A 23,059-nucleotide genomic window follows, 5' to 3' on the forward strand; every position below is an offset into this window, starting at 1 on the left:
CCATGTCCATGGTTTCATGGTGATACGGCCTCGCGGACATGTCGGGGAATGCGGCGCTGCGCGTCGATGCGCTGTTCCCAATAGCGGTAGTAGAGATTGCGGTACCACTTGCCGATCACGGCTTGAGGCACCTTCTCGCGGCCGAGGACGTGTGGCGCGCGGGCGAGCACGATCTCGTAGCCGTCGGGATGCGAGCTGAAGTGGTCGACGCGAGCGGGCTTCACATGCCAGATGCCGGCGTGGCCAGGCACAAATGCGGGAATGCCGAGCTGCTCGGGGACGACATAGACGAAGCGCGTGATCCATGAGGGCATGCCCAGCCACTTCGGCTTCGACAGATCCTTGCGCCAATCGGCGATCGACACCTTGACCTCGAGCTCGGTGCCATAGCCAGCGTCCGAGACCATCATGAAGTCCGCACGGTATTCATCGAAGCCGCGCTGGCCTGGACGCTCGAAACGCACCGTTGCCTCAGGAATCAGCGTGTTGCGTCGATGGTCGACGTGACGCCGGATCGCGGCCTCGACAAGGCCTGCGTTGATCGGCCGCGCGGTCTGGACGTCATTGCTGCTCATCACGCGCCGCCACGTTCACGCGGAAAAACATCCGGCGCCCCTCTCTAAACTGCGTGACGAGGCCCATCGCTTCCAGCACCTTGATTTGCCGACGCACGCCGCTGTCGGATATCCGGCATTTGACCGCGAGTTCAGGCACGCTCACCGTGCACTCGCCGGTGCTTTGCACGCTCAGGTGTGCAAGACGCAGCAACACCAGCAGCCCAAGACCGCTCAGTTCCGAGGGAACGTCGATCAGATCCCAGGTGCAGTTCGTTAAATGGTGCGACACACTGTCTCCGGATCGGTAACTGGATCGGCGAGCTCAACCGGCTCGCGAGTGTCGTTGGCTGGATCTGCATCGTCGATGCGCTGCAGAACGCGGTCGGGCGCCACCGCTTCGGAAACGACCCCGATCGGGATCATGAGCGGCCCCATCTTGAAACCCAGCATGCTGTTGCCCTCTATCAACCAGATCGGCTCGGCGCACGCGAAACTCAGAACTCCATCTAGGCGCAGAACGCGCACAATCGCGCCGTCATTCACGGTGCCAGTGCCAACAACATGCGCGCGATCTCCCGGCTTTACGTTCATAGGTCCGCCGTCAGTGACGTGGTTTTTGCAGCTCGCGCAAGCGCGCAAGTCCCAATACAGTCAGTGCCTCGTGCAGCTGCTCGTCGCGACGCATCATCGACAGCAACTCGCCCTTCACTGCCTCCTCGTTGTCTCCTGCCCGGGCGCGCGCAGTACGCAACGCCTCATTGGCCCGCCGTTGGGCGTCAGCGTCGGTCACCGCACCGTCTCCATCGCGAAGTACTCCTCGACCAGCCGCAGCGCCATATCGCGCGCCAGCCATTGCGCGATCGCGCAGTTGCCAAGCTGCTCCTGAACGACGCCGACCTTGTCGGCAGGCAGCTTGCGGCGCTTGCGGCCACTTTCATCGCGTTCGTCGGGGCGGAAGTAGTCGGAAACGTGCTGCTGGATGAGGTCGCACGTCGCGGCGAGATACGGTTGCGACATACCGCGGTGCCGACGGTGCTTCCAAGCGAGCGCGCAGACCTCGTGGTAGGTATTGCAGGCCTCGATCTCTTCGCGGGGCAGGAAGCGCGGCGCAGCAGAACTCGCGCGCGGCGACGGCAGATCGGGAACGGGAGCGGCCGGCTTTCGCGGTCGTCCGGATGGGCTGTGATAGTCAAATGTCATCGGAACACCTGTTGATACACCTGTTGGCGATTGGCGAAAATTTTTTGCATGGAAACCATGCAAAGCCCCGTAAATTCACGCGCCGCCAGGCAGCGCCATCTCCGGTACAACCCCGTTCGATACGGCCGATGCGAAGAGCAGCAGCCACGTCGACGGCAAGATGTTTCTCGTGTGCAGCGACAGTTCTGTGCCGTCTTGCTTTGTCGTGGTGAACGTGTCCGTCACCATCTCGTACACACCGCTTCTCAGACCTTCCTCGTCAAAGAGGCAGTGCAAAACCTGTTTGCGGATCGCTGGGTAGCGGTGCATCGCGTCAATGACGTCGCCCAGTACGTCCTGCAGCTCGCGCGCCGCCATTCAGGCTCGCGAGCAAAATTGGTGAGGGTTCACAGCCCGTTTAGAATCGGTGGCTCCCACACGCACCGTTTCTTCACGAAAAGGAACCCTCATGAACATCGAAAAGTTGTCCGGCATCGCGCAAGCGAACAACGTTCTCTTGGCCTGCATCGTCAAAAACCTCGAAAAGGTCGTACTTCATGGGGTGAAACGGGACTTCAGCGCGGCGTCAGAGTTAGCTATTGCCGGTTTCCTGAATTCAGGCGCATCCGACGAGTCAATCGACGCAATGCGGAAACAACTGGAGCAAATAAAGGCGCTCTTGGCTTCTCACTGAACAGCTCGCATTGCCCGCGGATAAATTCCGAAAGCTCGTCTCGTCTCTTCTCATCGACCCGATCTCGCCATCCGTCCGGCGCACCGAGTTCCGCTTCGAGCGTCGTGATCCCCGAGTCGGGCTCGCCCGGGTACAGGCAAGGCACGCGCGCACCTACCTCGAAATTGGGAAGCGGGATCGAAGCGCGACGGAACGCGTTGATCTCTCGCGCCCGTTGGTTAAGTGCTTCCCTCCAGTCGCTCCCGGCGAAGGTCTTCGTGCTCCGGGTCAGTCGGCCGCCGCGACGCGCGAACTTCGATTTGAAATGGCGCATCTCAGACGCCCTCCTCGTGCTGCACGGCAGCTATCGCAAGCTCTGGCCAGTGGTCTCGCCAGTCGTTGGGCCGAAGGTCTTTCCGCGTCACCTCGCCGTTCGTGAGGCGCTCGATCGCAACACAGCGGACCGGGGGGACAGGACGCTCTCGATTGAGCCATTGCTGCACGGTCGGTGGTTTCACCCCGATCGCGCGCGCCAGCGCAGCGTGGCCGCCCAAAAGCTTGCTGGCCCGCAGGACAGCTTCAGAGTTCGTTTCGCTCATGCGCTGCATTATATGGCATTGCCTCATCTTTGCAAGGCATTGCCGCATATGGCGTTATGCGGGTCAAATTAGGCAATGCTTACTGGAACAGAACTCGGCGCAGCGATCGCACGCGCCATCGAGCGAAAAGGCGTCACTAAGAAGGCGTTCGCGGACGCTATGGGCGTCAAACCAGCGTCCGTTCAGGACTGGATCAAGTACGGCCGCATCGCCAAGAATCGGATTGCCGACCTCGTGCAATACTTCAGCGACGTCGCGGGTCCGGACTATTGGGGGCTCGAGTACGTATCGACGGCGCCTAGCGTGGGCAAGATCGCAGGCTTCGTCCAGCTCATCGGGCGGGGGACGCGCACGCCTTCGGACTTGGATCCGAAAGATCAGTACATGGAACTCAGCCGCTATGCGCATGGCAAGCAGGGAGACAGTCCGTTCTCGAACGTTGTCGCGATGATTGCCCGCGCCGCGATGGAGGCAGACGCTCTCGGCGTCCCAACCGAGAAGCTGCTCGCCATACACAAAATACTGGTAACAGTCACGGACGCTCAAAAGGCCGTTTCGGTCGCAAATCGACGAATTGACGAAGTTGTAGCGGATGCAGAATTGCCCTCTGACAAAGAGGTTGAGGCTGCGTTAGCAGACCTTGGCCTCACCCCCGACCGAGGGTCTGCAAAGGATGGACGATCATCGAACCGGAGACACCACCGGAAGAGTGGTTGATCTCACCGCCTTCCGTCGAGCTACGCGCGCCGCCGAAGCACGGGCGCGGAAAGCCCGCGCGGGCGAAGTGACAACGTCGCTTCACATCGATATCTACCAGGACGGCAAGATCAATTCGAAGCCGCTTGTGGTTAGCCGTGCTCAGGCGCTCAGCCTCTTGAAACTCGTTCTCGCAGTCTCGAACCACCTCGTCGAAGTACACGCCGGCCGCGCCGGCTAACGCTCCCTCCTCCCTATCCCGCTATTTTGGTGCCGCTCCGGTAAGGCATCATATGCACTCGCATGAAAAAATATGGCATTGCCTCTTTACAATAGATATGGCATTGCCTAATATTCGCTCCAACAGATCGCAACACAGGAGCGAACGATGTCCCAGCAACAGCAAGCCAATCCCACTGCCAGCACGCGGCGCGGCGCTCGCGCTGTGAAATCGGCGCTGCGCGTCGCGCGCAACGTGCTCGCGCTCCTCGGCGTGTTCTTCGTGTACCTGCTCTGGCATGGCTATTCGGCCTATGAGGCCGAGATGGCCGCCAGCTCGCAGGACGTTGCGTGCGTGAAGTCCTCGCGCTGCATGTGAGACGGCGATGCGTCCGACTCCCTCCCGCCTTCCCGACGATCTCCTCGCGCCAGCGTGTCGCACGCTCGGCGTCGAGGGATCGCCCGATGAAGCGCTGCTCAATCCCGCTGTGCGCGCCGCCGTGCAGGCTGCCGTTCGCGCACAGATCGTCGGTCGTCCGCAGCGCCGCACCGGCCGCATGGTTACGCCGCGCGCTGCCGCCGCTATCCAGACGACGCTCGGTTTCGACGAAGGCACTGTCGATATCAAACGCCGTGCCGCGAATGACACCGACGAGGACTGACGCCATGAACACGCTCGGTTACATCAGCCTCGCACTCGCATCGTCCGGCGCAATCGCCTGGACAGCCACCACGGTCGCGAGGCGTTTCGACGCCGCGTTCGATTTCGATCTCCCCGCCCCCGCGAACGATGACCGGGCTCTTACGGAGGCGTGGTCGCGGCGCGTTCTCCGTGATGGATTACCTATGAGCCAGCAGCTGCGCGAAGGCCTTCCCGAACTCCCTGCGCGTATGCGCGCTCTGCCGCTCGACGAGCGCGGCTATCCGGTGCCGTACTTCGTCGCGTGGATTGACGGTAAGCCTGACTTCCGTGTCGCTGACCAGAAGAAGTTGGCGATCTGCCACAACCGGCATTGCTGCTGGCTTTGCGGCGAGCCGCTCGGTAAGTACATGGCATTCGTCATTGGCCCGATGTGCGCCGTCAACCGTACTTCGAGCGAGCCGCCGTCGCACACCGACTGCGCGAAGTTCGCAGCATCGGCCTGCCCGTTCCTCGCGCGTCCGAAAGCTGTTCGGCGCGCAAGCGGCCTTCCCGAAGACCGCGTCGATCCGGCAGGCCTCGGCCTCTCGCGTAACCCGGGCGTCGCGCTGGTGTGGGTCACCCGTTCGTATAAGCCGTTCAAGGCACCCGGCGGCGTGCTCTTCAAGATCGGCGAGCCCGAGCAGACCTTCTGGTATGCGGAGGGACGCGCTGCCACACGCGAAGAGGTGATGGACTCAGTCCAGTCAGGCCTGCCGCGACTGTATGAACTCGCGCATCTCCAAGGCGATGCCGCGGTGATGGAGCTCGATACGGCCGTTGCACGCGCCACGCGTCATTTCCCGCGGCACGCCGCGGCAGCACATCTGGGGTGAGCCGTGAGCGACACCGTCCATCCGAACATGTTTCCGCGCGCCGCCGACGCGAACGTGAGCGTCGAGGAAGTTGCGCCCGCCATGCAGCTCCCGTCGGCGGAGGCACCAGCGCGTCCGTCGACAGCCTGGGCAAATCCCATCACGTTTACGCAAGCTACAAAGCCTGCCGACGCCGAGACAAACGTCGATGCCGGCGAAACGAAAGCGTCGAAAGACGTGCCGAAAGCCTCGAAAAACGAGACAGGCGGCGCGAAACATGGGAAGACGACGCGTGCCGAACAGGCGATCGCTTCTCTGCGCGAGAAAGGGCCGCTGTCATCGAAGGACCTCTGCGAGACGATGGGTATTGATGCGGAGGTCGGGATCTCGCCGTACATCACGCAGGCGCTGAAGAACGGCTCGATCCGCCGCGATCGCGGCCGCTATTTCCTGCCCGGTCAGGAAGCAAGCCTTCCCGCGGCGAAGGAATCGCTGTCGAGAGAATCAGCACCAGCAGCGCCGACGAAGAAAGCAAATGCGAAGCCGGCGCTGTCAAGCGAACCGGAGAAGGCTGTCAATTCGGTCGACACCGATGTCAAGCCGGATCCGCGCGTCGCCGATTTCACGCTCGGCGTCGGAGACGCGGTGCTCACTCATTGGCTCGATGGCTCTGTGTCGCTGCAACGCGGCGCCACGGTGCTCGAACTCAGTCGCGAACAGACGCGGTTACTCACGATGTTCGTCGATCTCTGCAAATAGGTTTCTCGGTGGTCTCTCGTCACTCCCCCGTGTGGCGAGTTCGGTGGGCGGCTTGTTCGGCGCCCCGCTTTTTCAAGGACTTGAAATGACGACCTCAGAAAAGTTTGATCAGTGGGCAATCATCGAACTGTTTGGCCACGCTCGCATCGCTGGCCGTGTCACGGAGCAGACGCTCGGTGGCTGTGCCTTCGTGCGCGTCGACGTTCCCGCATTCGAGGCAGTTGGCCATAGCCACGCGACGCAGGCGTTCACGAAGCTCTTCGGTCAAGGCGCCATCTATTCGATGAGTTTCGTCGACGAAGCCGCCGCGAAGATGGTGGGCCGGCAGCTGCGCATTCAGCCGATCGATACGTATTCCCTCCGACAGGCGATGCAGGATCTGCCCGTCGATACCGGCCGCGATCGCCTGCAGTCATCGTTCCTTGAAGACCAGGCGTCCTAGGCGCTGCGCGCCGGTGCCGACGCCGTGGCAGATCCTCGCCTCACTCCACGACCGAAGCATCGACCTGCGCGAAGCACATCGACTCATTCGCGCGCATCTGCGCGCCGCCCAGCGTCGGCGTATGACGCGGACAACGAAGGAATCCCGATCATGAAAACGATCTTTATCTTCGACAACACGCGCGCCACCGACACTGACAGAAAGATCGTCGCACTCGGCGAGGACGGCCACATTATTGCGCACCTCGACTTCGACCATTTGACTGCGCCGCACTGCCGTTATGCGATGGGTGCAGAACACACATTCGTCGAACACGACGAGGCGCTCACAAAAGAGATTGTCTCGCACACGCGCCGCGTGCTCCTTCGACGCTATGACGAGATCTACGGTCAAGGCAACTGGATTCCGCTGTGGCTCGACAACCCACGCGTTTCGCCCGAATGGCGCCACGCCATGTCGCTCGCCCGCGAACTAGCCGTTAAGGTCGCGCCCCTCATTCCGACGCGCGGTTTCAGCGAGCGTGCTTTGCAGGGAATTATGCGCGACATCATCGCCGCTGATGCTGTGCCGCACGGCGTCACGAAACACTAAGGAGAAAGATCCGTGCAGACCACACAAGACGCATCCGTCGACTTCATGCCGCTCGGTTCTATCCGGCCGTCGCCGACCAATCCACGCAAGCGCTTCTCCGAGGCAGAACAGGCCGAAATGATCGCGAGCGTGCGCAAACACGGCCTGCTGCAGCCGATGCTCGTGCGCCCGTGGCCGGACGAGCCGGGGCTCTTCGAACTCGTCGCCGGCGAGCGCCGTCACCGCGCCGCCACTGCAGCAGGCTTGAAGGATGTGCCAGTGCTCGTGCGCGATCTATCGGACGACGAGGTGCTGCACATCCAGATCGTCGAGAACCTGCAGCGCAAGGATCTGCATCCGCTCGAAGAAGCCGACGGCTACAAGGTGCTGTCGGATCGCGGCCACACGCTCGAGCAGATCTCTGTCGAAGTCAGCCAGACGAAGACATACGTCGCGCAGCGGCTGAAGCTGTGCGCGCTCAATGCGTCGACGCGCAAGCTCTTCTTCGACGGGAAACTGAACGCGAAAACCGCGCTCGTCATCGCGCGCATGCCGACAGATCTGCAGGATAAAGCCGCAAAAGAGATCACGGCGTCGCGTTGGACAGGCGAACCCATGTCGCTGCGTGAGGCCTCGGACCATGTCCAGACGAATTACATGCTCCGGCTCGATCAGGCACCGTTCAAAACGGCTGACGAGCAACTGGTGCCCGCAGCTGGCGCATGCGGTCCGTGCCCGAAGCGCACCGGCAACCAGTCCGATCTGTTCGGCGACGTGAAGAGCAAAGACGTTTGCACCGATCCGGCGTGCTATGCGAAGAAGCGCGACGCTGCAGCCGCGCAGAAACGCGTCGAAGCTGAGGCAACTGGACGCAAGGTCATCGCGGGCAAAGACGCGAAAGTCACGCAACCGTATCAGCACGGTGCGTTGGTCGGTGGCTGGGTCAAGCTCGACGAGCGCTGCTACGACGATCCGAAGCAACGCACCTATCGTCAGATCATCGGCGCGAAGGGTGTGAAGTCGGCCGCACTGCTTGAGAGCCCGCACGGCGGCGAAATGATCGACGTCATGCAGAAGTCAGACCTGAAGAAGGCGCTGGCCGACAAGGGCATCCAGGCGCGCAGCACCGGCGCATCCAATCCGTCGCAATCCGCGGAGAACGCTAAGAAAAAGGCGGCCGATGCATATCGCGGTGAGCTCTTTCGTCAGGTGCGCGCGAAACACGAAGGCACTGGCCTCGACGATTTCGACTTGAAGATCGTCGCCGTTACGTTCTATCGGCGTCTTTGGAACGAGAACCAGCGCCGTCTCGCGAAACTGTACGACTGGGGCTCGAAGGCGATTAGCGAAGCTGATTTCGCAAAGAAGGTCGACAAGTTTGAGCAGAGCGACTCTGAGGCGCTGGGTCGTCTGGTGATGGACATCGCATTGATTGGCGAGTCCGTCGCTGAATCGTATTCGCTTAACTCGAAGCCGGAACTGCTCGAAGCGACGGCGCGCGTGCGCGGTATCGACCCGGGTGCCGTACGCAAACAGATCGAGGGTGACATGAAGCCGAAGCGGCCGACGCCCACGCCCGCGAAGACGACGCCCGCCAGCGCACCGAAACCGCCAGCGAAAGCTGACGTCAAGAAGCGCTTCGCGGTGAAGAAGGTTCCCGCCGCAAAGAAAGTGCCGGCGGCGAAGAAAAGCGCTGGTGTCAAGAAAACGGCGAAGAGCGCCTCGCCGGCGGAACAGTTCAACAAGGCTAACCCGGGCGCCGCGTGGCCCTTTCCGACTGACAACCGGCCATGAACGAGCAGCTCATCAAACTCGCGCGCGACGCCGGTCTGACTGTCGTTCTCGACGGCACGATCGGAACGCAGCACTACCACAGCGTGACGGGCTCCATCGACGCGCTCGAGCGGTTTGCCGACGCATGTGTGAAGTTGCCCGCGCCGTCGACGCCGCGCACGGCGCCCGGCGCCGCGATGTTGTTGATGGCATCGCAGGCACGCGTGCGCGAGCTGGAGAAAGAAGTCGAGATGTATCGCAGCAGGGAAATTTGAATTGCAGTACCGGGCGCGGCCGGACCACCGCGCGGTCAACCAACCTTTGAGGCAGACCATGAAGAAGCGCATCACCCTCGCAGTTGCAGCAGCTCTCGCACTCGCCGCGGCACCGGCCGCGTTCGCGGGCGGCTATTCGAACAATCAAACCTCGTCGTTCAGCGGCGGCTTCGGCTCGTCGTCGAGCACGTCGGGCGGCTCCCAGGCGTCGGCAGGCCAGAACGGCAATGGCTATTCGTCGCAGTGGAGCAACTCGGCTGGCGGCGGCTATGCGATCGGCGGCACTGTCATCGGCGCCGGCGCCGCGTCGTACGGATTCTCGGGTATCGGCGGCGGCGTCTCGGCGTCAGGCAGCTATACGGGCAGCACGTCGAACGCGAATGCCGGCGGCTACACGTCCGGCGATGGTTACGGCTCGAGCAAGTCGGGCGTCGGTACGGACGTGAGCGCATACGGCTACACGAACCTCGCGGCCACCTACTCGTACAGCCATTGATGAAGAAGGCCTTCGGTATTTCGGGTACCGAAGGCCTGACCGACCACCTTTGGGGGTGACAACGATGAACATGAAATCCACCGTCGTGCTGCTGATTCTAGCACTCGCTATTGCTGGCCACGCACATGCGCAAACGAGTACTACCGCGACCGCTACTCAGCAGTCCGCTGCCACATCCACCGCGCAAGGCTCTATCCAGTTCTCTCAGACGCCGGAACATACGACGGAGACCGTTCGCAATGTTAGCGCGCCGGTGCTGGGTGCCTATGCCTCTTCTTTCTCCCAGATGAACTGTGGCCAGACCGTCCAGTTCGGCGGCGCGATCGCCGGCGTCTCGCTGGTCGGCGGTGCGTCGCACAGCCTGCAGGACTGCAAGCTCGAGGTCGCTGCCGCCGAGACGGTCCGCCAGTCGACAGTCACCGACGATCAGACGGTGAAGACGAACCTTCAGAAGGCCGCCGTGCTGATCCGCTGTCAGGTCAGCAAGGAAGTCTATGACGCGTACCGCGCCGCCGGATTCGACTGTTCGCTGAAACCGGCCGATCTGCAATCGCGCACCGACACGCAGCCGGCGAACTACCGCATCGCGGGCGAGTGATGCGAAACGAAGCCGCGCGCCGCCGGGCGCAGTTCCTCGAACGCGCGCGCACCTACGCAACATCGCACCGGCCGACCGACGGCGCAGCGCACGGCCTGTGCAGCGCGTTTGTCGAGATGCTCGCGTGCGATCGCGGTGAACACGTGACCCTGACCATCGGTAAGACGGTCATTGCGCGTGGCGCCGCTCAACCGAGTAGTACGGCGCGCTAACCCTCGGAGCGCGTTTGTTTTGGTCGGGCTTCGGCCCAGTCATTTTTAGGAATCGATATGGACGACCATCAGCCGATTGAACCGCGTCACCGCAAGGCGATGAACGACGTCGCGGAAGTACTCGCCGACGTGTTCACCGACCAAGGATTCGTGTTGCTTGTTTTCCCGCTCAACGATGCCGTCGGCCGCATGAATTACATCAGCAACGCCGAGCGCGACGATGCGGTCAAGGCGATGGTTGAGTTCATCGCACACAGTGAAGGTCGCTTTCACGCGGTGCCGGAGACACGCCAATGAGCACGCAGCAAACCACCACTACGAAAGTCACCATGAAGATGGCGAAAGTCTCGTCGAATGACATCGAACAGACGCTCAGCCTGTGCGGGTTGCTCGAATCGATATCTAAGGGATATTACCCTTCGACCGCCGACTCCGAGGCCGACGAGCCGACATTCTTCGACGAGGACGACCCCGAGCATCTGCGCGTGTTCTATGACCGCGTTAAGGCCTACCTGGACACGGCACCGGGCGGCGTCTTCCGTGTCGCGTTTGGCTTTTCGATTCTGATGTCGAATAACGTCGTCGATCCGGATCTCGATCATCTCGAGCTGCATCCGCGCATCAAGGCTGCGCTGGAGAAAGCCGACGCGACGCAGCTCGTCTATCCGGCCGATATCACGCCGGAATTGCATCGCGTGCTCTCGTTGATGTGTTTCCAACTCGCCTCGTTCGCTCACATCTTCCGCGCCGCCGGCGCCGAAATCAAGACTCGTGCGGAGGATGAGCAGGCGTATTGCCTGCACTGGCTGATCAAGCTCGTCTTGACACACGGCGAGGGCTGGGCAGAACAGGCCGAGCTCGAAATTGCCGCGATTCGTGCAAAGCTCAAGGAGTCGAAATGATGCCCCGCAATCCAATCTTGATTGGCCAGGCCGAGGAAGTCGACCTGTTGCAGCCGCAAGTCCGCGCGATGCTGAACAGCGAGGGCTTCTATATTGGCGGCGATACGAAGCAGGAACGGCTGATGGTCGCTCTGGTATCACAGGGCGGCCGCGTGTTCTGTATGAAGGTCGACAACGAACTCGAGCCTTCGCGCTTCCTCCCCACTCTCACCCTGCATGGACCATACGGTCCGCAACCGCCGGCGCCGACTGCGGATCTCGCCGCGCTGCTCGAAAAGGCCCTTGCCGCGCTCGACGGCCTGTTCGCGCAGCTCATCACCAAAGATCCCGATTTCCGTCCGTCGAAGAGTGAGTACTGGGCGGACATGGTCGCGCTCTCCGATGCGATCAAGCGCGCTCGAGGTGAATCGTGAGCACCCAGCGCGAACGTTTCGAGCAGATTTTGCGGCAGGTTGTCGCGCCGGATTACATCGAAGACGTGCTCAGCATTGAAGGCGACGGCTATGCGGAATACGGTACCGTCCTCGCATGGGATGTATTCCAAATGGCTGAAAAGTTATCCACAGAAAAAGTGGATAACCCTGTGGAAACGTCACCGCTGACGAGCGCAACGCGCGACGTACTTGCTGAGCGTGTCCGTCAAATGGAGATCGAATGGTGGACGCCTGAGCGCGACGATCTGCATACGTCCGGCGAACTCGCAGAAGCTGCAGCTGCATACGCGAGCGAAGCGGCGCGATCGTTTGGCGGCTTACCGGGCAGTTGGCCTTGGGCGCTGGAATGGTGGAAGCCGACAACGCCGCGTCGCAATCTCGTGAAGGCCGGCGCGTTAATCCTCGCTGAAATCGAGCGCCTCGACCGCGCCGTTAGCGCCACAGCCAGCGACAAGGAGGACCTGTGAACACGATCACTCTTGGCGCGCTGATCGGCGCCGTCTACATGCTCTTCGCGCTCGCTATCGGCATGTCGTTTGGTGCGATGCTGAAAGCTCGTCGGAAAACGACGGACGCAGTTCAGCCTGCGGCGTCGACGCCGAGCTCGTCATCTTCATCAGGCGCATCTGGATCGTCGCCCATCATGCGCATCAGATCTTTCAGGAACTCGACGGTCACGTCTTCGTGGTCCGGCGTTCCCTGCACGCAGTCTTCGGGATTACGCAGCCCGCGTGCCTTCCGGATCGTGCGAACGGTGTTTTCCATGGAGCGCGCAAGGCTCCACATTGGGTCGTTTGGGTCAAGGCTGATGTTTTCCATGCATCGGTTGTCGGCAACCGCATTGAAAATCTTGAGGCCTGAATGAGAGAGAACAGCAAAAATCTACTGCCATGCCCGTTTTGCGGCGGCGAGCCGGAACTGAAGCATATGGGTCGCCACTATGGCGCGAGCTGTGCTGATTGGAAGTGCCAAGGCATGCAAGGCGCACTGATGCATCTCGAGGCCGGGTCAGCCATCAGCGCATGGAATCGCCGCGCCGCTGAAGCTTACAGCGCAGAAAAAAGCCCCGCTCCCGAAGGAGGCGAGGCAGGCGGTACGGGCGTTTCGAGGGAACACAGGGCGCCCGCATCTTCGAGTGTAGGCGGTCGGATCCAGTTTGCCAATGTCGACGACAGTGCGATGGCGAAAGATACGGAGGCGGTGATTCAACTCGTCGCGACGAAGGTCGGCGGACTCTTCGCGTGCATCGCACGCGGCATGGAGATCTCCGCGACAGCACTCGATGAAGCGCGCGACGCGGTGAACAAGGCGGTCGAGATGAGCACCGCTATCGCTGCAAGCGCAGAGAAGGGAGAAGGCTAATGCTGGTTTCGATCAAACGCTTCAAACTTGATCGGCGCGCGACCGGAGAGTACCTGAATTGCGCTCTGCATCAATTCCGCTTGACGCGCCTCTGTATCGCCATGCGCAGCGGGCGTATACCAGCTCTTTTTAAGAGCCACGCGATCGAATTTATAACCGAGGTCTGCTGCCATCTCGGAAAGCAGGTTTATGAACAGATCCTCACGTCGCTCGGCGAAAGCGTTCTGGTCGGGAAGATCAGCCACGTTTGGTGTCGAAAGGTGGTCGTGATACTCGTGCCATGCATCGAGCACGGCCTGTTCGCCAGACGTCCTTTTATGCGCCCTGCCTTCAGGCTTCCCATAAAACGTAAGGTCGATCATGTTCAACGCGCGAACGTGATCGGGCGACAAACGAGCGCCGCGAGTTGCCATCAACATATGAAAAACCGCGCTCTTGCGATTTCTGAACTCTCTCGCGCGCTCAACCCATTTCTGCGCCTGCACGGCCAAAATCGGCCCCGCGAACGTAGCGAAAGCAATAACCCATTCCCCGTCGGTCATATCCGGTCTCCGTTTGTTGGAGGAATCGTAGCATGAGCGAGAACAGCAAAATCGAATGGACCGACCACACCTTCAACCCGTGGGAAGGCTGCCAGAAAGTCGGGCCCGGCTGCGATCATTGCTATGCCGAGGCACGCAATGCACGGTTCGCCGGCGGTGCCGCGATCAACTGGGGCCCGGGTGCTCCGCGACGCCGCACGTCGGCGGCGAACTGGCGCAAGCCACTGCAATGGGACAAGGCGCATGCCGAGTTCTTCGCCCAGCACGGACGCCGCCAGCGCGTGTTCTGCGCATCGCTGGCCGATGTGTTCGACAACGCTGTGCCGGATGCGTGGCGCATGGACCTGTTCAAGCTGATCGGGGATACGCCGAATCTCGACTGGCTCGTCCTCACGAAGCGGATCGGCAATGTGCGTCCATACACGCAGCGCGACGGGCTCGCCTTCGATTTGATTGGCGACGGCCGCGTGTGGCTCGGCGCGACGATCATTAACCAGGCAGAAGCTGATCGCGATATTCCAAAGCTGCTCGAGGTGCCCGCCGCCGTCCGCTTCCTCAGCATCGAGCCGATGCTCGGCCCCATCGATCTAAGGCGATATCTGGACCCCACGGGTATCACCTGCATGGACGTGTGCCCAGACTCGCACTACATCGACGTCGACGCTGTCGACACGAGCACCGGCGGGGATGAGGTTGTCCCGCTGTGCCAGCACTGCGGTGCTGTCGCCTCGTGGACAGGGTTCGATGATGGAATCGACTGGGTGATCGCCGGCGGCGAGAGTGGACACGGTGCGCGACCGATGCATCCGTACTGGGCGCGATCGTTACGCGATCAATGTGCAGCCGCTAACGTGCCGTTCCTGTTCAAGCAATGGGGCGAATGGTATCCGGCGAGCATCGACAGCGAGGACGACAGAATCTATCTGCCAGATGGATCGCGCGTGCCTCTGAACGATGAAGAAGGCAACACGCGGATTCAATCGCATCTCTGGAGCTCACATTGGTCTGACCCAGTCACCTGCTATGACATCAGCGCAAGGATCGGCAAGAAGGCAGCTGGCCGCTTGCTCGATGGTCGCACGCACGACGAATTCCCGGAGTAAGCATGAGTGACCGTCGGAGCCAGCACTATCACCTACAGCTCTTCAAGCCCTGCAGACGCCTCGATCAATGCACGCTTGACGTGACGATCACGATAGATGCGCATGCTTCCATAGAAAACGGCGCAATCGTCCTCGTAATCACTAGCACCAATCAGCGTTCCTTTCACATCTACAAATTCTTCACATTTACCGAAGACTGGAGGCAGATACAGGCGCGTTGTGTCGACTTCATGCAGACCGCTATTGATGTGACATGCCGCGTTACGGCATTCGTTCAAAAGGACGCTGACGTCGGTAATCTTTTTTGTGACCTGGACGTCATCCGCAAACGTGATCGGCTTACCGGCATTCTTAAGTCTATGGACGCCGTCCGACAGGCAAGCAAGCGCGTAAGCAAATGCCGCGTGAAATATAACCGTCGGCGCCGCACCTTTCTCGAGAACCCCAGTCGCGAATATTGCAGCACATTCCCTCAATGCGCCGTAAATCCCCATTACCTGATTCCAAGATTCAGGCGTCCAATCTTTACGCTGCCGATACGTGACATCGATTTTTTCCATGGCTTTTCTGTCCCAATTTTTAGGGGGATCCTAGCATGAAGGCTCTTTCCATCCGCCAGCCGTGGGCGTGGCTGATCGTCAGGCCAGATCTCACAGGGGAAGCGCGCTCTGCAGCGATCGCAGCCGGCGTTCTGAAGGACATCGAAAATCGCAGCTGGCCGACGAAGTTTCGCGGCCGCGTGCTTGTGCATGCGTCGAAGAGTATGACCCGCGCCGAATACGAAGACGCGCAGGATCCGCTCTGGTCGCGCGGGGGCCCGACGATTGAGCTGCCGCCATTCGATCAGTTGCAACGGGGCGGCATCGTCGGCGCCGTCACCATTACGGCGTGCATTGCGCCAGCGGACCGCATCTCGAAATGGCATGTCGACGGAGCCTATGGATTCCGTCTCGTCGACGCGCGCCCCGTTCCATTCGTCGAATGCAAAGGCGCCCTGCAGTTCTTCGACGTGCCGCCCGACGTCGCCGCGCAGTTGCGCCAGATGCACGAACTCGGAGCGATCGCATGACGACGGAAACTGTGAACCTTGCTGCAGGCCTCGCCGCACAGATCGATCGCGTAACGACAATCCTTGGTCACTACATCGAGATCGGCCCGGCCGGAGTATTCGGCGCGATGTTTATCCGAGCCTCGCTCAAACGCGCGACCCAAGCGCTCGCGAGCGTCGATGTCGTCCAGATGATCCAGGCAATCGAAGATCTGAAGGAATACAACGAATGACTACCGCCTACCCGCTTCAATGGCCGACCGGTCGCAAGCGAACTGAACCGTATCGGCGATCGCGCGCGAAGTTCAGCACCACGTTTGCCGTCGCACGCGACGCCATCGTCGCGGAGGTTCGCCGACTCGGCGGCCGCGACCTCGTCGTTTCGACAAACGTCCCGTTACGACAGGACGGTCTGCCCTACGCGAACTTTCGCAAGCCCGACGACGAAGGCGTCGCCGTCTATTTCACATACGACGGCAAGCAGATGTGTTTCGCGTGCGACCGCTGGGACAAGGTCGAGCACAACATGCTGGCGATCGTCAAAACGATCGACGCGCTACGTGGCATCGCGCGCTGGGGCACTGGCGATATGATGGCCGCAGCTTTCACCGGCTTCACAGCCCTGCCCGCCCCGCGCGCGGAGCGACCTTGGCGGGAAGTACTCGGGCTGCATCCGCACGAAATGAGTCTCGTCGAGGCGCGGCTTGCCTTTCGGCGCCGCGCGAGCGTCGCGCATCCGGACAAAGGCGGCTCGCACGACGCCATGACCGAACTCAACCTTGCACTGGCCGCCGCCGAAAAGGAGCTGAACCGATGAGCGACTATCTCACCTCGACAGAACTGGCCGCACTCGTCGATTGCCGGCCGAACCAGCGCGCCGCCATGATCAAGTGGCTCGATCAGAACCATTGGCGCTACGTCGTCGACCGCAACGGCCTGCCGAAGGTCGCGCGCGCCTATCGCGACATGAAGCTCGGCGTATCAACTGACAAGAAGACATCACGCTACGATGCATCGCCAAACCTCCAAGCGTTCAACTGAGCAACGCACCGCAAAGAACGAAACCACCGGCGTCGACCGACTGTATAAGCGCACGGGGGCTCGCCGCATCTCGTACTGGTACAAGTTCCCGGACGGCCGCAGCCAGACTCTGGCCACGGCGCCGCTCGGCGATCGCCACATGATCGCGGTCGCCGAGCGCACCGCGAAGCGCCAGGCGCTCGACATTCAGGCTGGGCAGATCATCTCCGGATCCGTGGCCGAGATGATCGAGCGCTTTCGCGATGAAGTCGACCCGATGCATTACCGCGATCAGTCACGCGAGGGCAAGCAGGTCCGCAAAGGTCAGTATGAGCGCCTCACGCGCTTCTTTGGCCGCATGGCACCGCTCAGTCTGGAGACAATCCACGGCTATCAATATCTCGAACAGCGCGCGAGGGCTGGCGCGCCGGCCGGCGCCAACAAGGACATGGCGCTGATGACGACGATCTGCAATTACGCGATCCGATGGGGCCTTGTCAAGGCGAATCCGTTCGTTGGGATGATGCAGAACAAGACGGAGAAGGACGTCCGCGTGGTCGAACGCGGCCAGGTCGTGCGCTTCTATCTTTGGTCGCTCAAGCAGGAGCAGTCATATCGCACGATGGGGCTCGCCGCGATGTTCTGCTACCTCACCGGCTTCCGCGCCGCTGAGATCCGACCGTTTCACATGTCCGGGTTGATCGACGCCGGCGTGCGCGTCGAAAACGCAAAACGCAGAAAAGGGGAGCGCGCAGTCTATAAACTGCGCGAATGGTCGCTGCGCCTGCGCGTAGTCGTCGAGCGTGCGAAGCGCGACCGCAAAGTGGCCAGCCTGTTCCTCTTTCCGAATCGTACTGGCCAGCCCTATTCGAAGAGCGGGTGGTCGTCCGTATGGCAGGACGCGATGTATAGCTACATCGGCGCGTTCGATCCGGAGATCGCGACCGAGTACCAGGCCAAAAAGATGCACGAGGCAGCGCAACGAATCGCGAACCGCATCAATCGACCGATGCGCGGCGCGATGGAACTGATGATTACCGAGCACGGCGAGTACTTCGCGCTCTCCGACATCCGGCCGACGGCTATCACCGCAAAGCTCGACCAGCGTGACGACGACGCGTACGACTTCGCAGCGCACGCAAACCCCAGCACGACGCATCGACACTACGACCGACGCAAGGTCAAAATCGCAAAAGCGACCGAATAACTAGCCTTTCGGGATGATGCCCCCCAAAGCTCCGAGGCGAACCTTCTCCTCGCGCATCGCAACGATCATTTGCGTTCTACGCTGCTGCATCTCATCGGAGGTTGTTGGGTTGCATACTGATTGCGCCGCCACCCCCGCCACCACCCCCGCCAAAGAGATATGGCATGACAGCAGCGACCCGCGGAGGCGCCTTCCAATCGAATTTTCCGGCCAAAACGAAAGCCTCAATATCAATTAGGTGCCCGTCGGAGTCGTATTCGAACAGCAACATTGCACCTTCCGCGCCGCTGCCGCCGTTGCTGCCCAAGGGGCCACTCCCGCCACCGCCGCCGCCTCCCGCCGGCCACGCACCATCTCCGCCATGACCGCCGTGAAAGTCGCTTAGAGTAGTTTTGACGCGCTCCGAGTCACTCGATAAGTCGACAACAGCCGCTTCTTCAGTCTGGGAAGCGCACAGCATCAACCAACGGGAGTGTGCCTCTAGGTCCTCTTGCAGGGAGTCTTCAATCGTGCGGACGAGTTTTCCCAGCGCGACTGGCGCGTCTTGAGGCCGTTCTTGAAGATGGCTAGGGAACAAAAGACCAAACAAAGCAAGAGTGCGACCGTAAATCGTGCTGATGGGACAGGAAATAAGAGTCGCACCGGAGTGCGTGACGCTTAGCCGATAGGTCATGCCTTGAGTTCTGGGAAAGAGCTAGCCTGACCGCCGTCACCGCCGCTGCCGCCGGGCGCTCCGCCTCCACCTCCACCGCCTCCAAACATCCCGCCAGCACCGCCCGCCCCTCCAGTATTTTGGACGTTGAGGATGACGGAGATCGGGGCAGGAGGCGGGGGGGCACTAAACTCGCCGGAAGACCATTGACGCTGGAGGTCCTCTAACAGTTGCTTGTGATACGTGAGAATCTCGCCATGGGTGAGATTTTTCGACTGGCGTGTTGTCGAGTCGTAAATGTCGTGATGGTCAAAGCACAAGAAAACAATATTCTCCGGATTGTTGTTCGAAGAATTTTGATCCAGGTGGGCTAGCTGCCCGCGTTTCACCTTGAGATCTTTATGTAGCCCATAGCAGACGGCGCATCTCCGCCGGCTCTCAGCGAGCAGTCGCGCCTGAACGTCCTGAGGAATTGCTTTCCGATTCATAGTTATCTCGCTCGCGGTTTGTCGCTGTGGCGGTTATCTTGCGGTCCGGTAGTGCAAATACTGCCCGCGGTATCCGAGACTCCATTGCGAGCAGGGCCGAAGTTTTTCAGAGGTAGCAGCAGTACTAACGTTTCCCGCCGACTACCCACTGCAGTCGGGCGCGTTATTCGACGCGCCCGCTCACAAAGAAACATCGGGCTCATCCGAAACGTCGCTACTGTGAAAAACGCTGCTTATCACACGCCCCCGAATATTCCTTCTGGTATGCGCGCCGAACGAAAAAAGCCCGCACATTGTGCGGGCTTGCTTCCGAAATTCTATTTTCCGTTCCGAATTTCGCTATGTGCAATTCGGGAACACCTTTAACTACTTGATAACGCTCAATTCTCTGGGGTGGCTGATGGGACTCGAACCCACGACGACAGGAATCACAATCCTGGACTCTACCAACTGAGCTACAGCCACCACTGCACTACATCTTCGCCGCCTGCCGCAGAGCGGTGCTCAGCAACGAAGAAGCGAGATTATACAAACACGAACCGTATTTGCAAAGCCCTTTATTCAAAGATTTCGCTGGGCTCGCGCAAATGTTGTCGCGCTTCGTCGAAAATCGCGAGATCGCGCGCCTGGAGTTTCTTGCTGTCCGACAGCACGCGCCGCCATCCGCGCGCACCCGCCACGCCGCGATACAGCCCCAGCGCATGACGCACAATCGCGCCCGGATACGTGCCGCGCGCGAGTTCCGCGCGGCAGTACTCGATCAGCTTCGCTTCCGCTTCTTCGCGGGTCGGCGCGGCATCCGTCGAGCCGTAGAAACGCGCGTCGACATCGGCCAGCACGTAAGGGTTGTGATACGCCTCGCGGCCGAGCATCACACCGTCGACGTGCTGCAGATGGGCTTCGACTTCGTCGAGCGTCTTGATCCCGCCGTTGATGATGATCTCGAGTTGCGGAAAGTCGCGCTTCAGCCGATACGCGTAGTCATACTTGAGCGGCGGAATCTCGCGGTTCTCTTTCGGGCTGAGACCTTTGAGGATCGCATTGCGCGCGTGCACGATAAAGACCTCGCAACCGGCCTCGGCAATCGTGCCGACGAAGTCGCGCACGAACGCGTAGTCTTCGACGTCATCGACGCCGATCCGGTGCTTCACCGTCACGGGCACCGACACCGCATCGCGCATCGCCTTCACGCAATCGGCGACGAGTTGCGGCTCCTTCATCAGACACGCGCCGAATGCGCCGCGCTGCACCCGCTCCGACGGGCAGCCGCAATTCAGATTGATCTCGTCGTAGCCCCACTGTTCGCCGAGTTTTGCCGAGCGCGCCAGATCGTCCGGCTCGCTGCCGCCGAGTTGGAGCGCGACGGGCGCTTCGTCGGCGGTAAACGCGAGGTGGCGCTCGACGTCGCCGTGGATCAGCGCGCCCGTCGTCACCATCTCCGTATACAGCCAGGTGTGCCGCGACAGCGTGCGGTGAAACGAGCGGCAATGGCGATCAGTCCAGTCCATCATGGGCGCCACGGATACGCGGCGGGGACTGTAAACAGGCTTCGAAGACATGAGGCGGCAGACCAGAAAGAAAACAGCGTGAATTCAGCCCGCAATTTTACCGCAAGCGGGCCCTTCACCCCTCGTTTTGCGCTGCAACAACCCCGGAAGCCCATGATTTCCCTAAGGTTTTTCCGCCCGCGACGCCTGGTTTATAAGGGCGCATACGCAGCAAAACCCCGCCCAGCCTACCTCCCAGCATTGTTTCTAATCTCAGAATAGTAATTTCAAATTATCGGCACAAAAAACCGATAGTAGGGGTATACACTGGCTTCCATCGACGTTGCGAACAGACCGCTGCAAAGCAAAGACCGCAACGTCTTACTGAATCAAAACATTTCGGAGAGTTCACCATGAAGACCAAGCTTATCGCCGCAGTTCTGATCGCCGCTTCCGCCACGCTGGCTGCTCCCGCTTTCGCAAGCGGCTACGGTCCGGCTCCGCACTACAACCCGACGGTTGGCGCACCGGCATCGCAACAAGGCCAGAACGCAGAAACGCTGGCAGCTGAAGCGCAACAAGCCAACGCAAACGCCTACGGTGGCGTGCAAAACGGTTCGTCGCAAGCTGGCAAGCATGAGCCCGTGACGGGCCCGGGTTCGGTGTTCTTCGGCCACTAAGCCGAAGCCGGACCGCAAGCACACAGCAGTTTCGCAGCAGGCAGTACCCAGCAGTATCGAGCAGCACTGGTAGCACGCAGTACTTGCAGTTGTAGTGGTAGTCGAAGTGGCAGCAGGTAGTCTCGAAGTTGCAGTTCCAGATGTAGCAGTACCGCAATCAAAGCTTGACCGTAGTAAAGCAGTACCGTTGATGGCGAAGTAGCAGTATCTGGAAGCACCAGTAGTGTGAAGTTGCCGTACCCTGGTAGTACCACGCAGTCTGTTGTTGCAGGTGTAGTTCAGCCGGATGTTCTTCTGAGAGCATCCGGCTTTATTTTTTTGCGCCGTGTAAAACGCTCATCCGCCGGCCGCGAGAAGTTCGACATCAATCGCCTCGCGCGCCGCCCGGAATCCCGCTTCGGCCGCCGCGTGCTCGGTCGACCAGAAGCCGTCGATCGGCACGAGCCGCCAGTCCAGCATCACGGCGTCGTCCTTCAGTATACGGAAGTGCGCCTTGACGCCCGTGAGCACCTGCTCGACGCAGACCTCCATCTCGAACTCCTTGTAGCGCTCCTGATAGTCGCCCATGTCGATGCCTTTCGGCTCCATCGCGCGTCCCTCCGTCTCAGGTTCTCTCGTCAGCATCAATCGCAATCGCCGGACAGGTATTTCCTGCCGTCGCAGGTGATTTCGACACCCGCGCCCTTCCCCGATTTCGCCACCAGCCCTGCGCCCAGCAACTCTTTCTCGACGACGGGCTCGACGGCAGGCGCCGCCTGCCCCGTTCCGATGTCGTTCAGTTGCCGCAAGGTATCGATTGCATCTGCACTCAAGGACTTCGTCATCGCAGCCTCCGCATTCGTTGGCGGCGCGCCGCCCGTATGGCAATGCGCCAGTCGATGCTGAGTTCATGCTAGCACTTCCAGCCGGGATTGCCCGGGCCGCGACGCGCCCCCGCACGGTGACAGGATGCGAAGAAAACGCGTAGCCGCAGGGGCTGGCACGCGCCTAGCGACAACGAAAAAAACCGCAGGGAGAACCCAATGATTGCGACGATGATGAAACTCAGACGTCATGCATGGGCGTCGATAGGAAGCGCCGCCGTGCTGGCGGCATCGGCGGGTGTTGCGCAGGTGGCGTGGGGCCAGACCGTCACGCCGCAAGGGGGCGGCACGCCGATGGTAAAACCGCCGCCCGCGGCGGCTTCGGGCGCGGCGAGCGCGACCAATCCCGACAACATGCCCGTCAAGAAGCCACGCAAGCCGCCCAACGACGACATGTCGGTTCACCCGCCCGCCAGCGCGACGAACGCGAAATAGCGGGCAGCGTGTGAATCTGCGACGCGCTGCGGCTCAGCGACCGCCGCGCGTCGCGCGTAACAGCGCGTCACAGGCGCGCAATCGATACCTCCGTCGACTTGACGAGCGCGACCACTTCCGCGCCGACCTTCAGTTCGAGTTCGTCGATCGAGCGCGTCGTGATGACCGACGTGACGATGCCGAACGGTGTATCGACATCGACTTCGGACACGACGGGCCCGCGGATGATTTCCTTCACTTTGCCTTTGAACTGGTTGCGTACGTTGATCGCGGAAATGCTCATATCGGATAGCT

Annotated in this window: 42 protein-coding genes and 1 tRNA gene; 27 read left to right on the forward strand and 16 right to left on the reverse strand. The window is 60.9% G+C overall.

Annotation, left to right across the window (positions count from 1 at the left end; all coding sequences use genetic code 11):
• Positions 1–14 precede the first annotated feature (14 nt).
• The 6 genes from PPGU16_RS09050 to PPGU16_RS09075 all read right to left on the reverse strand — a co-directional run bounded on the left by PPGU16_RS09050 (position 15) and on the right by PPGU16_RS09075 (position 2,114).
• The gene (locus PPGU16_RS09050; RefSeq protein WP_180719690.1) at positions 15–575 is read right to left on the reverse strand and encodes a hypothetical protein; all 561 of its coding nucleotides are present in this window, start codon (positions 573–575) and stop codon (positions 15–17) included.
• Positions 562–846 (reverse strand): helix-turn-helix domain-containing protein, encoded by a 285-nt coding sequence (locus PPGU16_RS09055; RefSeq protein ID WP_180719691.1) that lies wholly within the window; start codon positions 844–846, stop codon positions 562–564. Before PPGU16_RS09055 ends, PPGU16_RS09050 begins: the two co-directional genes overlap by 14 nt.
• Positions 831–1,148 (reverse strand): hypothetical protein, encoded by a 318-nt coding sequence (locus PPGU16_RS09060; RefSeq protein ID WP_180719692.1) that lies wholly within the window; start codon positions 1,146–1,148, stop codon positions 831–833. Before PPGU16_RS09060 ends, PPGU16_RS09055 begins: the two co-directional genes overlap by 16 nt.
• A 10-nt stretch (positions 1,149–1,158) precedes the next feature.
• Positions 1,159–1,347 carry a hypothetical protein gene (locus PPGU16_RS09065; RefSeq protein ID WP_180719693.1) on the reverse strand — a complete coding sequence of 63 codons (189 nt, stop codon included), beginning with the start codon at positions 1,345–1,347 and terminating at the stop codon, positions 1,159–1,161.
• Positions 1,344–1,757 carry a hypothetical protein gene (locus tag PPGU16_RS09070; protein WP_180719694.1) on the reverse strand — a complete coding sequence of 138 codons (414 nt, stop codon included), beginning with the start codon at positions 1,755–1,757 and terminating at the stop codon, positions 1,344–1,346. Before PPGU16_RS09070 ends, PPGU16_RS09065 begins: the two co-directional genes overlap by 4 nt.
• A 75-nt stretch (positions 1,758–1,832) precedes the next feature.
• Positions 1,833–2,114, reverse strand: coding sequence for a hypothetical protein (locus tag PPGU16_RS09075; protein ID WP_180719695.1), 282 nt, complete (start codon positions 2,112–2,114; stop codon positions 1,833–1,835).
• A 91-nt stretch (positions 2,115–2,205) separates the two neighbouring features.
• Here PPGU16_RS09075 and PPGU16_RS09080 point away from each other — a divergent pair, with 91 nt between their 5' ends.
• Complete coding sequence (locus PPGU16_RS09080; protein ID WP_180719696.1) at positions 2,206–2,430, forward strand: hypothetical protein; 225 nt, start codon at positions 2,206–2,208, stop codon at positions 2,428–2,430.
• Positions 2,431–2,744: 314 nt separating this feature from the next.
• Here the strand turns inward: PPGU16_RS09080 and PPGU16_RS09085 are convergent, their stop codons facing one another.
• A complete protein-coding gene (locus PPGU16_RS09085; RefSeq protein ID WP_180719697.1) occupies positions 2,745–3,008 on the reverse strand; it encodes a transcriptional regulator in 264 nt (87 codons plus the stop codon).
• Positions 3,009–3,083: 75 nt separating this feature from the next.
• On the opposite strand from PPGU16_RS09085, the gene PPGU16_RS09090 reads away from it, so the two are divergent.
• From PPGU16_RS09090 to PPGU16_RS09170, 17 genes are all read left to right on the forward strand, one after another.
• Positions 3,084–3,725, forward strand: a complete 642-nt coding sequence (locus PPGU16_RS09090; RefSeq protein WP_180719698.1) for a helix-turn-helix domain-containing protein — start codon at positions 3,084–3,086, stop codon at positions 3,723–3,725.
• Positions 3,718–3,945 carry a hypothetical protein gene (locus PPGU16_RS09095; RefSeq protein WP_180719699.1) on the forward strand — a complete coding sequence of 76 codons (228 nt, stop codon included), beginning with the start codon at positions 3,718–3,720 and terminating at the stop codon, positions 3,943–3,945. The genes PPGU16_RS09090 and PPGU16_RS09095 overlap by 8 nt, the downstream gene beginning before the upstream one ends.
• Positions 3,946–4,092: 147 nt before the next feature.
• The gene (locus PPGU16_RS09100; RefSeq protein ID WP_180719700.1) at positions 4,093–4,302 is read left to right on the forward strand and encodes a hypothetical protein; all 210 of its coding nucleotides are present in this window, start codon (positions 4,093–4,095) and stop codon (positions 4,300–4,302) included.
• A 7-nt stretch (positions 4,303–4,309) separates the two neighbouring features.
• On the forward strand, positions 4,310–4,585 hold the full coding sequence (locus PPGU16_RS09105) for a hypothetical protein (protein ID WP_180719701.1): 276 nt from the start codon (positions 4,310–4,312) through the stop codon (positions 4,583–4,585).
• 4 nt (positions 4,586–4,589) lie between these two features.
• Positions 4,590–5,438 carry a hypothetical protein gene (locus tag PPGU16_RS09110; protein ID WP_243460519.1) on the forward strand — a complete coding sequence of 283 codons (849 nt, stop codon included), beginning with the start codon at positions 4,590–4,592 and terminating at the stop codon, positions 5,436–5,438.
• 3 nt (positions 5,439–5,441) lie between these two features.
• A complete protein-coding gene (locus PPGU16_RS09115) occupies positions 5,442–6,176 on the forward strand; it encodes a hypothetical protein (RefSeq protein WP_180719702.1) in 735 nt (244 codons plus the stop codon).
• An 85-nt stretch (positions 6,177–6,261) separates the two neighbouring features.
• Entirely contained in the window at positions 6,262–6,618 is a 357-nt protein-coding gene (locus PPGU16_RS09120; protein WP_180719703.1) for a hypothetical protein, read from the forward strand.
• A 150-nt stretch (positions 6,619–6,768) separates the two neighbouring features.
• A complete protein-coding gene (locus tag PPGU16_RS09125) occupies positions 6,769–7,209 on the forward strand; it encodes a hypothetical protein (RefSeq protein ID WP_180719704.1) in 441 nt (146 codons plus the stop codon).
• Between the two features lie 12 nt (positions 7,210–7,221).
• A complete protein-coding gene (locus PPGU16_RS09130; protein ID WP_180719705.1) occupies positions 7,222–8,982 on the forward strand; it encodes a ParB/RepB/Spo0J family partition protein in 1,761 nt (586 codons plus the stop codon).
• Positions 8,979–9,236: a hypothetical protein gene (locus PPGU16_RS09135; protein ID WP_180719706.1), complete on the forward strand. Its 258-nt coding sequence runs from the start codon at positions 8,979–8,981 to the stop codon at positions 9,234–9,236. Before PPGU16_RS09130 ends, PPGU16_RS09135 begins: the two co-directional genes overlap by 4 nt.
• A gap of 58 nt (positions 9,237–9,294) precedes the next feature.
• Complete coding sequence (locus PPGU16_RS09140) at positions 9,295–9,732, forward strand: hypothetical protein (RefSeq protein ID WP_180719707.1); 438 nt, start codon at positions 9,295–9,297, stop codon at positions 9,730–9,732.
• A 64-nt stretch (positions 9,733–9,796) separates the two neighbouring features.
• Positions 9,797–10,330 carry a hypothetical protein gene (locus tag PPGU16_RS09145; RefSeq protein WP_180719708.1) on the forward strand — a complete coding sequence of 178 codons (534 nt, stop codon included), beginning with the start codon at positions 9,797–9,799 and terminating at the stop codon, positions 10,328–10,330.
• Positions 10,330–10,542, forward strand: coding sequence for a hypothetical protein (locus tag PPGU16_RS09150; protein WP_180719709.1), 213 nt, complete (start codon positions 10,330–10,332; stop codon positions 10,540–10,542). The genes PPGU16_RS09145 and PPGU16_RS09150 overlap by 1 nt, the downstream gene beginning before the upstream one ends.
• Before the next feature lie 57 nt (positions 10,543–10,599).
• A complete protein-coding gene (locus PPGU16_RS09155; protein WP_180719710.1) occupies positions 10,600–10,839 on the forward strand; it encodes a hypothetical protein in 240 nt (79 codons plus the stop codon).
• Entirely contained in the window at positions 10,836–11,444 is a 609-nt protein-coding gene (locus tag PPGU16_RS09160; RefSeq protein ID WP_180719711.1) for a hypothetical protein, read from the forward strand. The genes PPGU16_RS09155 and PPGU16_RS09160 overlap by 4 nt, the downstream gene beginning before the upstream one ends.
• Entirely contained in the window at positions 11,444–11,857 is a 414-nt protein-coding gene (locus PPGU16_RS09165) for a hypothetical protein (protein WP_180719712.1), read from the forward strand. The genes PPGU16_RS09160 and PPGU16_RS09165 overlap by 1 nt, the downstream gene beginning before the upstream one ends.
• Entirely contained in the window at positions 11,854–12,345 is a 492-nt protein-coding gene (locus PPGU16_RS09170; protein WP_180719713.1) for a hypothetical protein, read from the forward strand. Before PPGU16_RS09165 ends, PPGU16_RS09170 begins: the two co-directional genes overlap by 4 nt.
• 112 nt (positions 12,346–12,457) lie before the next feature.
• On the opposite strand, the gene PPGU16_RS09175 is transcribed toward PPGU16_RS09170, so the two are convergent.
• Positions 12,458–12,697, reverse strand: a complete 240-nt coding sequence (locus PPGU16_RS09175; protein WP_180719714.1) for a hypothetical protein — start codon at positions 12,695–12,697, stop codon at positions 12,458–12,460.
• 42 nt (positions 12,698–12,739) lie between these two features.
• Between PPGU16_RS09175 and PPGU16_RS09180 the strand changes: the two genes are divergently transcribed.
• A complete protein-coding gene (locus tag PPGU16_RS09180) occupies positions 12,740–13,240 on the forward strand; it encodes a Lar family restriction alleviation protein (RefSeq protein WP_180719715.1) in 501 nt (166 codons plus the stop codon).
• Here the strand turns inward: PPGU16_RS09180 and PPGU16_RS09185 are convergent.
• Positions 13,237–13,782, reverse strand: coding sequence for a DUF6680 family protein (locus PPGU16_RS09185; protein ID WP_180719716.1), 546 nt, complete (start codon positions 13,780–13,782; stop codon positions 13,237–13,239). The genes PPGU16_RS09180 and PPGU16_RS09185 overlap by 4 nt on opposite strands.
• Positions 13,783–13,814: 32 nt before the next feature.
• Here PPGU16_RS09185 and PPGU16_RS09190 point away from each other — a divergent pair, with 32 nt between their 5' ends.
• On the forward strand, positions 13,815–14,885 hold the full coding sequence (locus PPGU16_RS09190) for a phage Gp37/Gp68 family protein (protein ID WP_180719717.1): 1,071 nt from the start codon (positions 13,815–13,817) through the stop codon (positions 14,883–14,885).
• Positions 14,886–14,917: 32 nt separating this feature from the next.
• On the opposite strand, the gene PPGU16_RS09195 is transcribed toward PPGU16_RS09190, so the two are convergent.
• Entirely contained in the window at positions 14,918–15,445 is a 528-nt protein-coding gene (locus tag PPGU16_RS09195; RefSeq protein WP_180719718.1) for a hypothetical protein, read from the reverse strand.
• 35 nt (positions 15,446–15,480) lie between these two features.
• Between PPGU16_RS09195 and PPGU16_RS09200 the strand changes: the two genes are divergently transcribed.
• From PPGU16_RS09200 to PPGU16_RS09220, 5 genes are read left to right on the forward strand one after another with little or no spacing between them, the layout of a single operon-like run.
• Positions 15,481–15,954: an ASCH domain-containing protein gene (locus tag PPGU16_RS09200; protein ID WP_180719719.1), complete on the forward strand. Its 474-nt coding sequence runs from the start codon at positions 15,481–15,483 to the stop codon at positions 15,952–15,954.
• Entirely contained in the window at positions 15,951–16,166 is a 216-nt protein-coding gene (locus PPGU16_RS09205) for a hypothetical protein (RefSeq protein WP_180719720.1), read from the forward strand. The genes PPGU16_RS09200 and PPGU16_RS09205 overlap by 4 nt, the downstream gene beginning before the upstream one ends.
• A complete protein-coding gene (locus PPGU16_RS09210) occupies positions 16,163–16,750 on the forward strand; it encodes a J domain-containing protein (RefSeq protein WP_180719721.1) in 588 nt (195 codons plus the stop codon). The genes PPGU16_RS09205 and PPGU16_RS09210 overlap by 4 nt, the downstream gene beginning before the upstream one ends.
• The gene (locus PPGU16_RS09215) at positions 16,747–16,974 is read left to right on the forward strand and encodes a DUF4224 domain-containing protein (protein ID WP_180719722.1); all 228 of its coding nucleotides are present in this window, start codon (positions 16,747–16,749) and stop codon (positions 16,972–16,974) included. The genes PPGU16_RS09210 and PPGU16_RS09215 overlap by 4 nt, the downstream gene beginning before the upstream one ends.
• Positions 16,943–18,160 carry a site-specific integrase gene (locus tag PPGU16_RS09220; protein ID WP_180719723.1) on the forward strand — a complete coding sequence of 406 codons (1,218 nt, stop codon included), beginning with the start codon at positions 16,943–16,945 and terminating at the stop codon, positions 18,158–18,160. The genes PPGU16_RS09215 and PPGU16_RS09220 overlap by 32 nt, the downstream gene beginning before the upstream one ends.
• A gap of 669 nt (positions 18,161–18,829) precedes the next feature.
• Here the strand turns inward: PPGU16_RS09220 and PPGU16_RS09225 are convergent.
• From PPGU16_RS09225 to dusA, 3 genes are all read right to left on the reverse strand, one after another.
• Positions 18,830–19,300, reverse strand: coding sequence for a hypothetical protein (locus tag PPGU16_RS09225; protein WP_180719724.1), 471 nt, complete (start codon positions 19,298–19,300; stop codon positions 18,830–18,832).
• A gap of 389 nt (positions 19,301–19,689) precedes the next feature.
• Positions 19,690–19,765: transfer RNA gene (locus PPGU16_RS09230), tRNA-His, on the reverse strand.
• Positions 19,766–19,857: 92 nt separating this feature from the next.
• Positions 19,858–20,859 (reverse strand): tRNA dihydrouridine(20/20a) synthase DusA, encoded by a 1,002-nt coding sequence (gene dusA / locus PPGU16_RS09235; protein WP_180719725.1) that lies wholly within the window; start codon positions 20,857–20,859, stop codon positions 19,858–19,860.
• 341 nt (positions 20,860–21,200) lie between these two features.
• On the opposite strand from dusA, the gene PPGU16_RS09240 reads away from it, so the two are divergent.
• The gene (locus tag PPGU16_RS09240) at positions 21,201–21,467 is read left to right on the forward strand and encodes a hypothetical protein (RefSeq protein ID WP_007588017.1); all 267 of its coding nucleotides are present in this window, start codon (positions 21,201–21,203) and stop codon (positions 21,465–21,467) included.
• Positions 21,468–21,803: 336 nt separating this feature from the next.
• Here PPGU16_RS09240 and PPGU16_RS09245 read toward each other — a convergent pair whose 3' ends face one another.
• The gene (locus tag PPGU16_RS09245) at positions 21,804–22,055 is read right to left on the reverse strand and encodes a hypothetical protein (protein ID WP_180719726.1); all 252 of its coding nucleotides are present in this window, start codon (positions 22,053–22,055) and stop codon (positions 21,804–21,806) included.
• Positions 22,056–22,090: 35 nt separating this feature from the next.
• Entirely contained in the window at positions 22,091–22,291 is a 201-nt protein-coding gene (locus tag PPGU16_RS09250) for a hypothetical protein (protein WP_180719727.1), read from the reverse strand.
• Between the two features lie 198 nt (positions 22,292–22,489).
• On the opposite strand from PPGU16_RS09250, the gene PPGU16_RS09255 reads away from it, so the two are divergent.
• The gene (locus PPGU16_RS09255; RefSeq protein WP_180719728.1) at positions 22,490–22,765 is read left to right on the forward strand and encodes a hypothetical protein; all 276 of its coding nucleotides are present in this window, start codon (positions 22,490–22,492) and stop codon (positions 22,763–22,765) included.
• A gap of 67 nt (positions 22,766–22,832) precedes the next feature.
• Here the strand turns inward: PPGU16_RS09255 and PPGU16_RS09260 are convergent, their stop codons facing one another.
• The gene (locus PPGU16_RS09260; protein ID WP_012401038.1) at positions 22,833–23,048 is read right to left on the reverse strand and encodes a TOBE domain-containing protein; all 216 of its coding nucleotides are present in this window, start codon (positions 23,046–23,048) and stop codon (positions 22,833–22,835) included.
• Positions 23,049–23,059: the final 11 nt, after the last annotated feature.

The organism is Paraburkholderia largidicola (genome assembly GCF_013426895.1).
Taxonomy (GTDB): Bacteria; Pseudomonadota; Gammaproteobacteria; order Burkholderiales; family Burkholderiaceae; genus Paraburkholderia; species Paraburkholderia largidicola.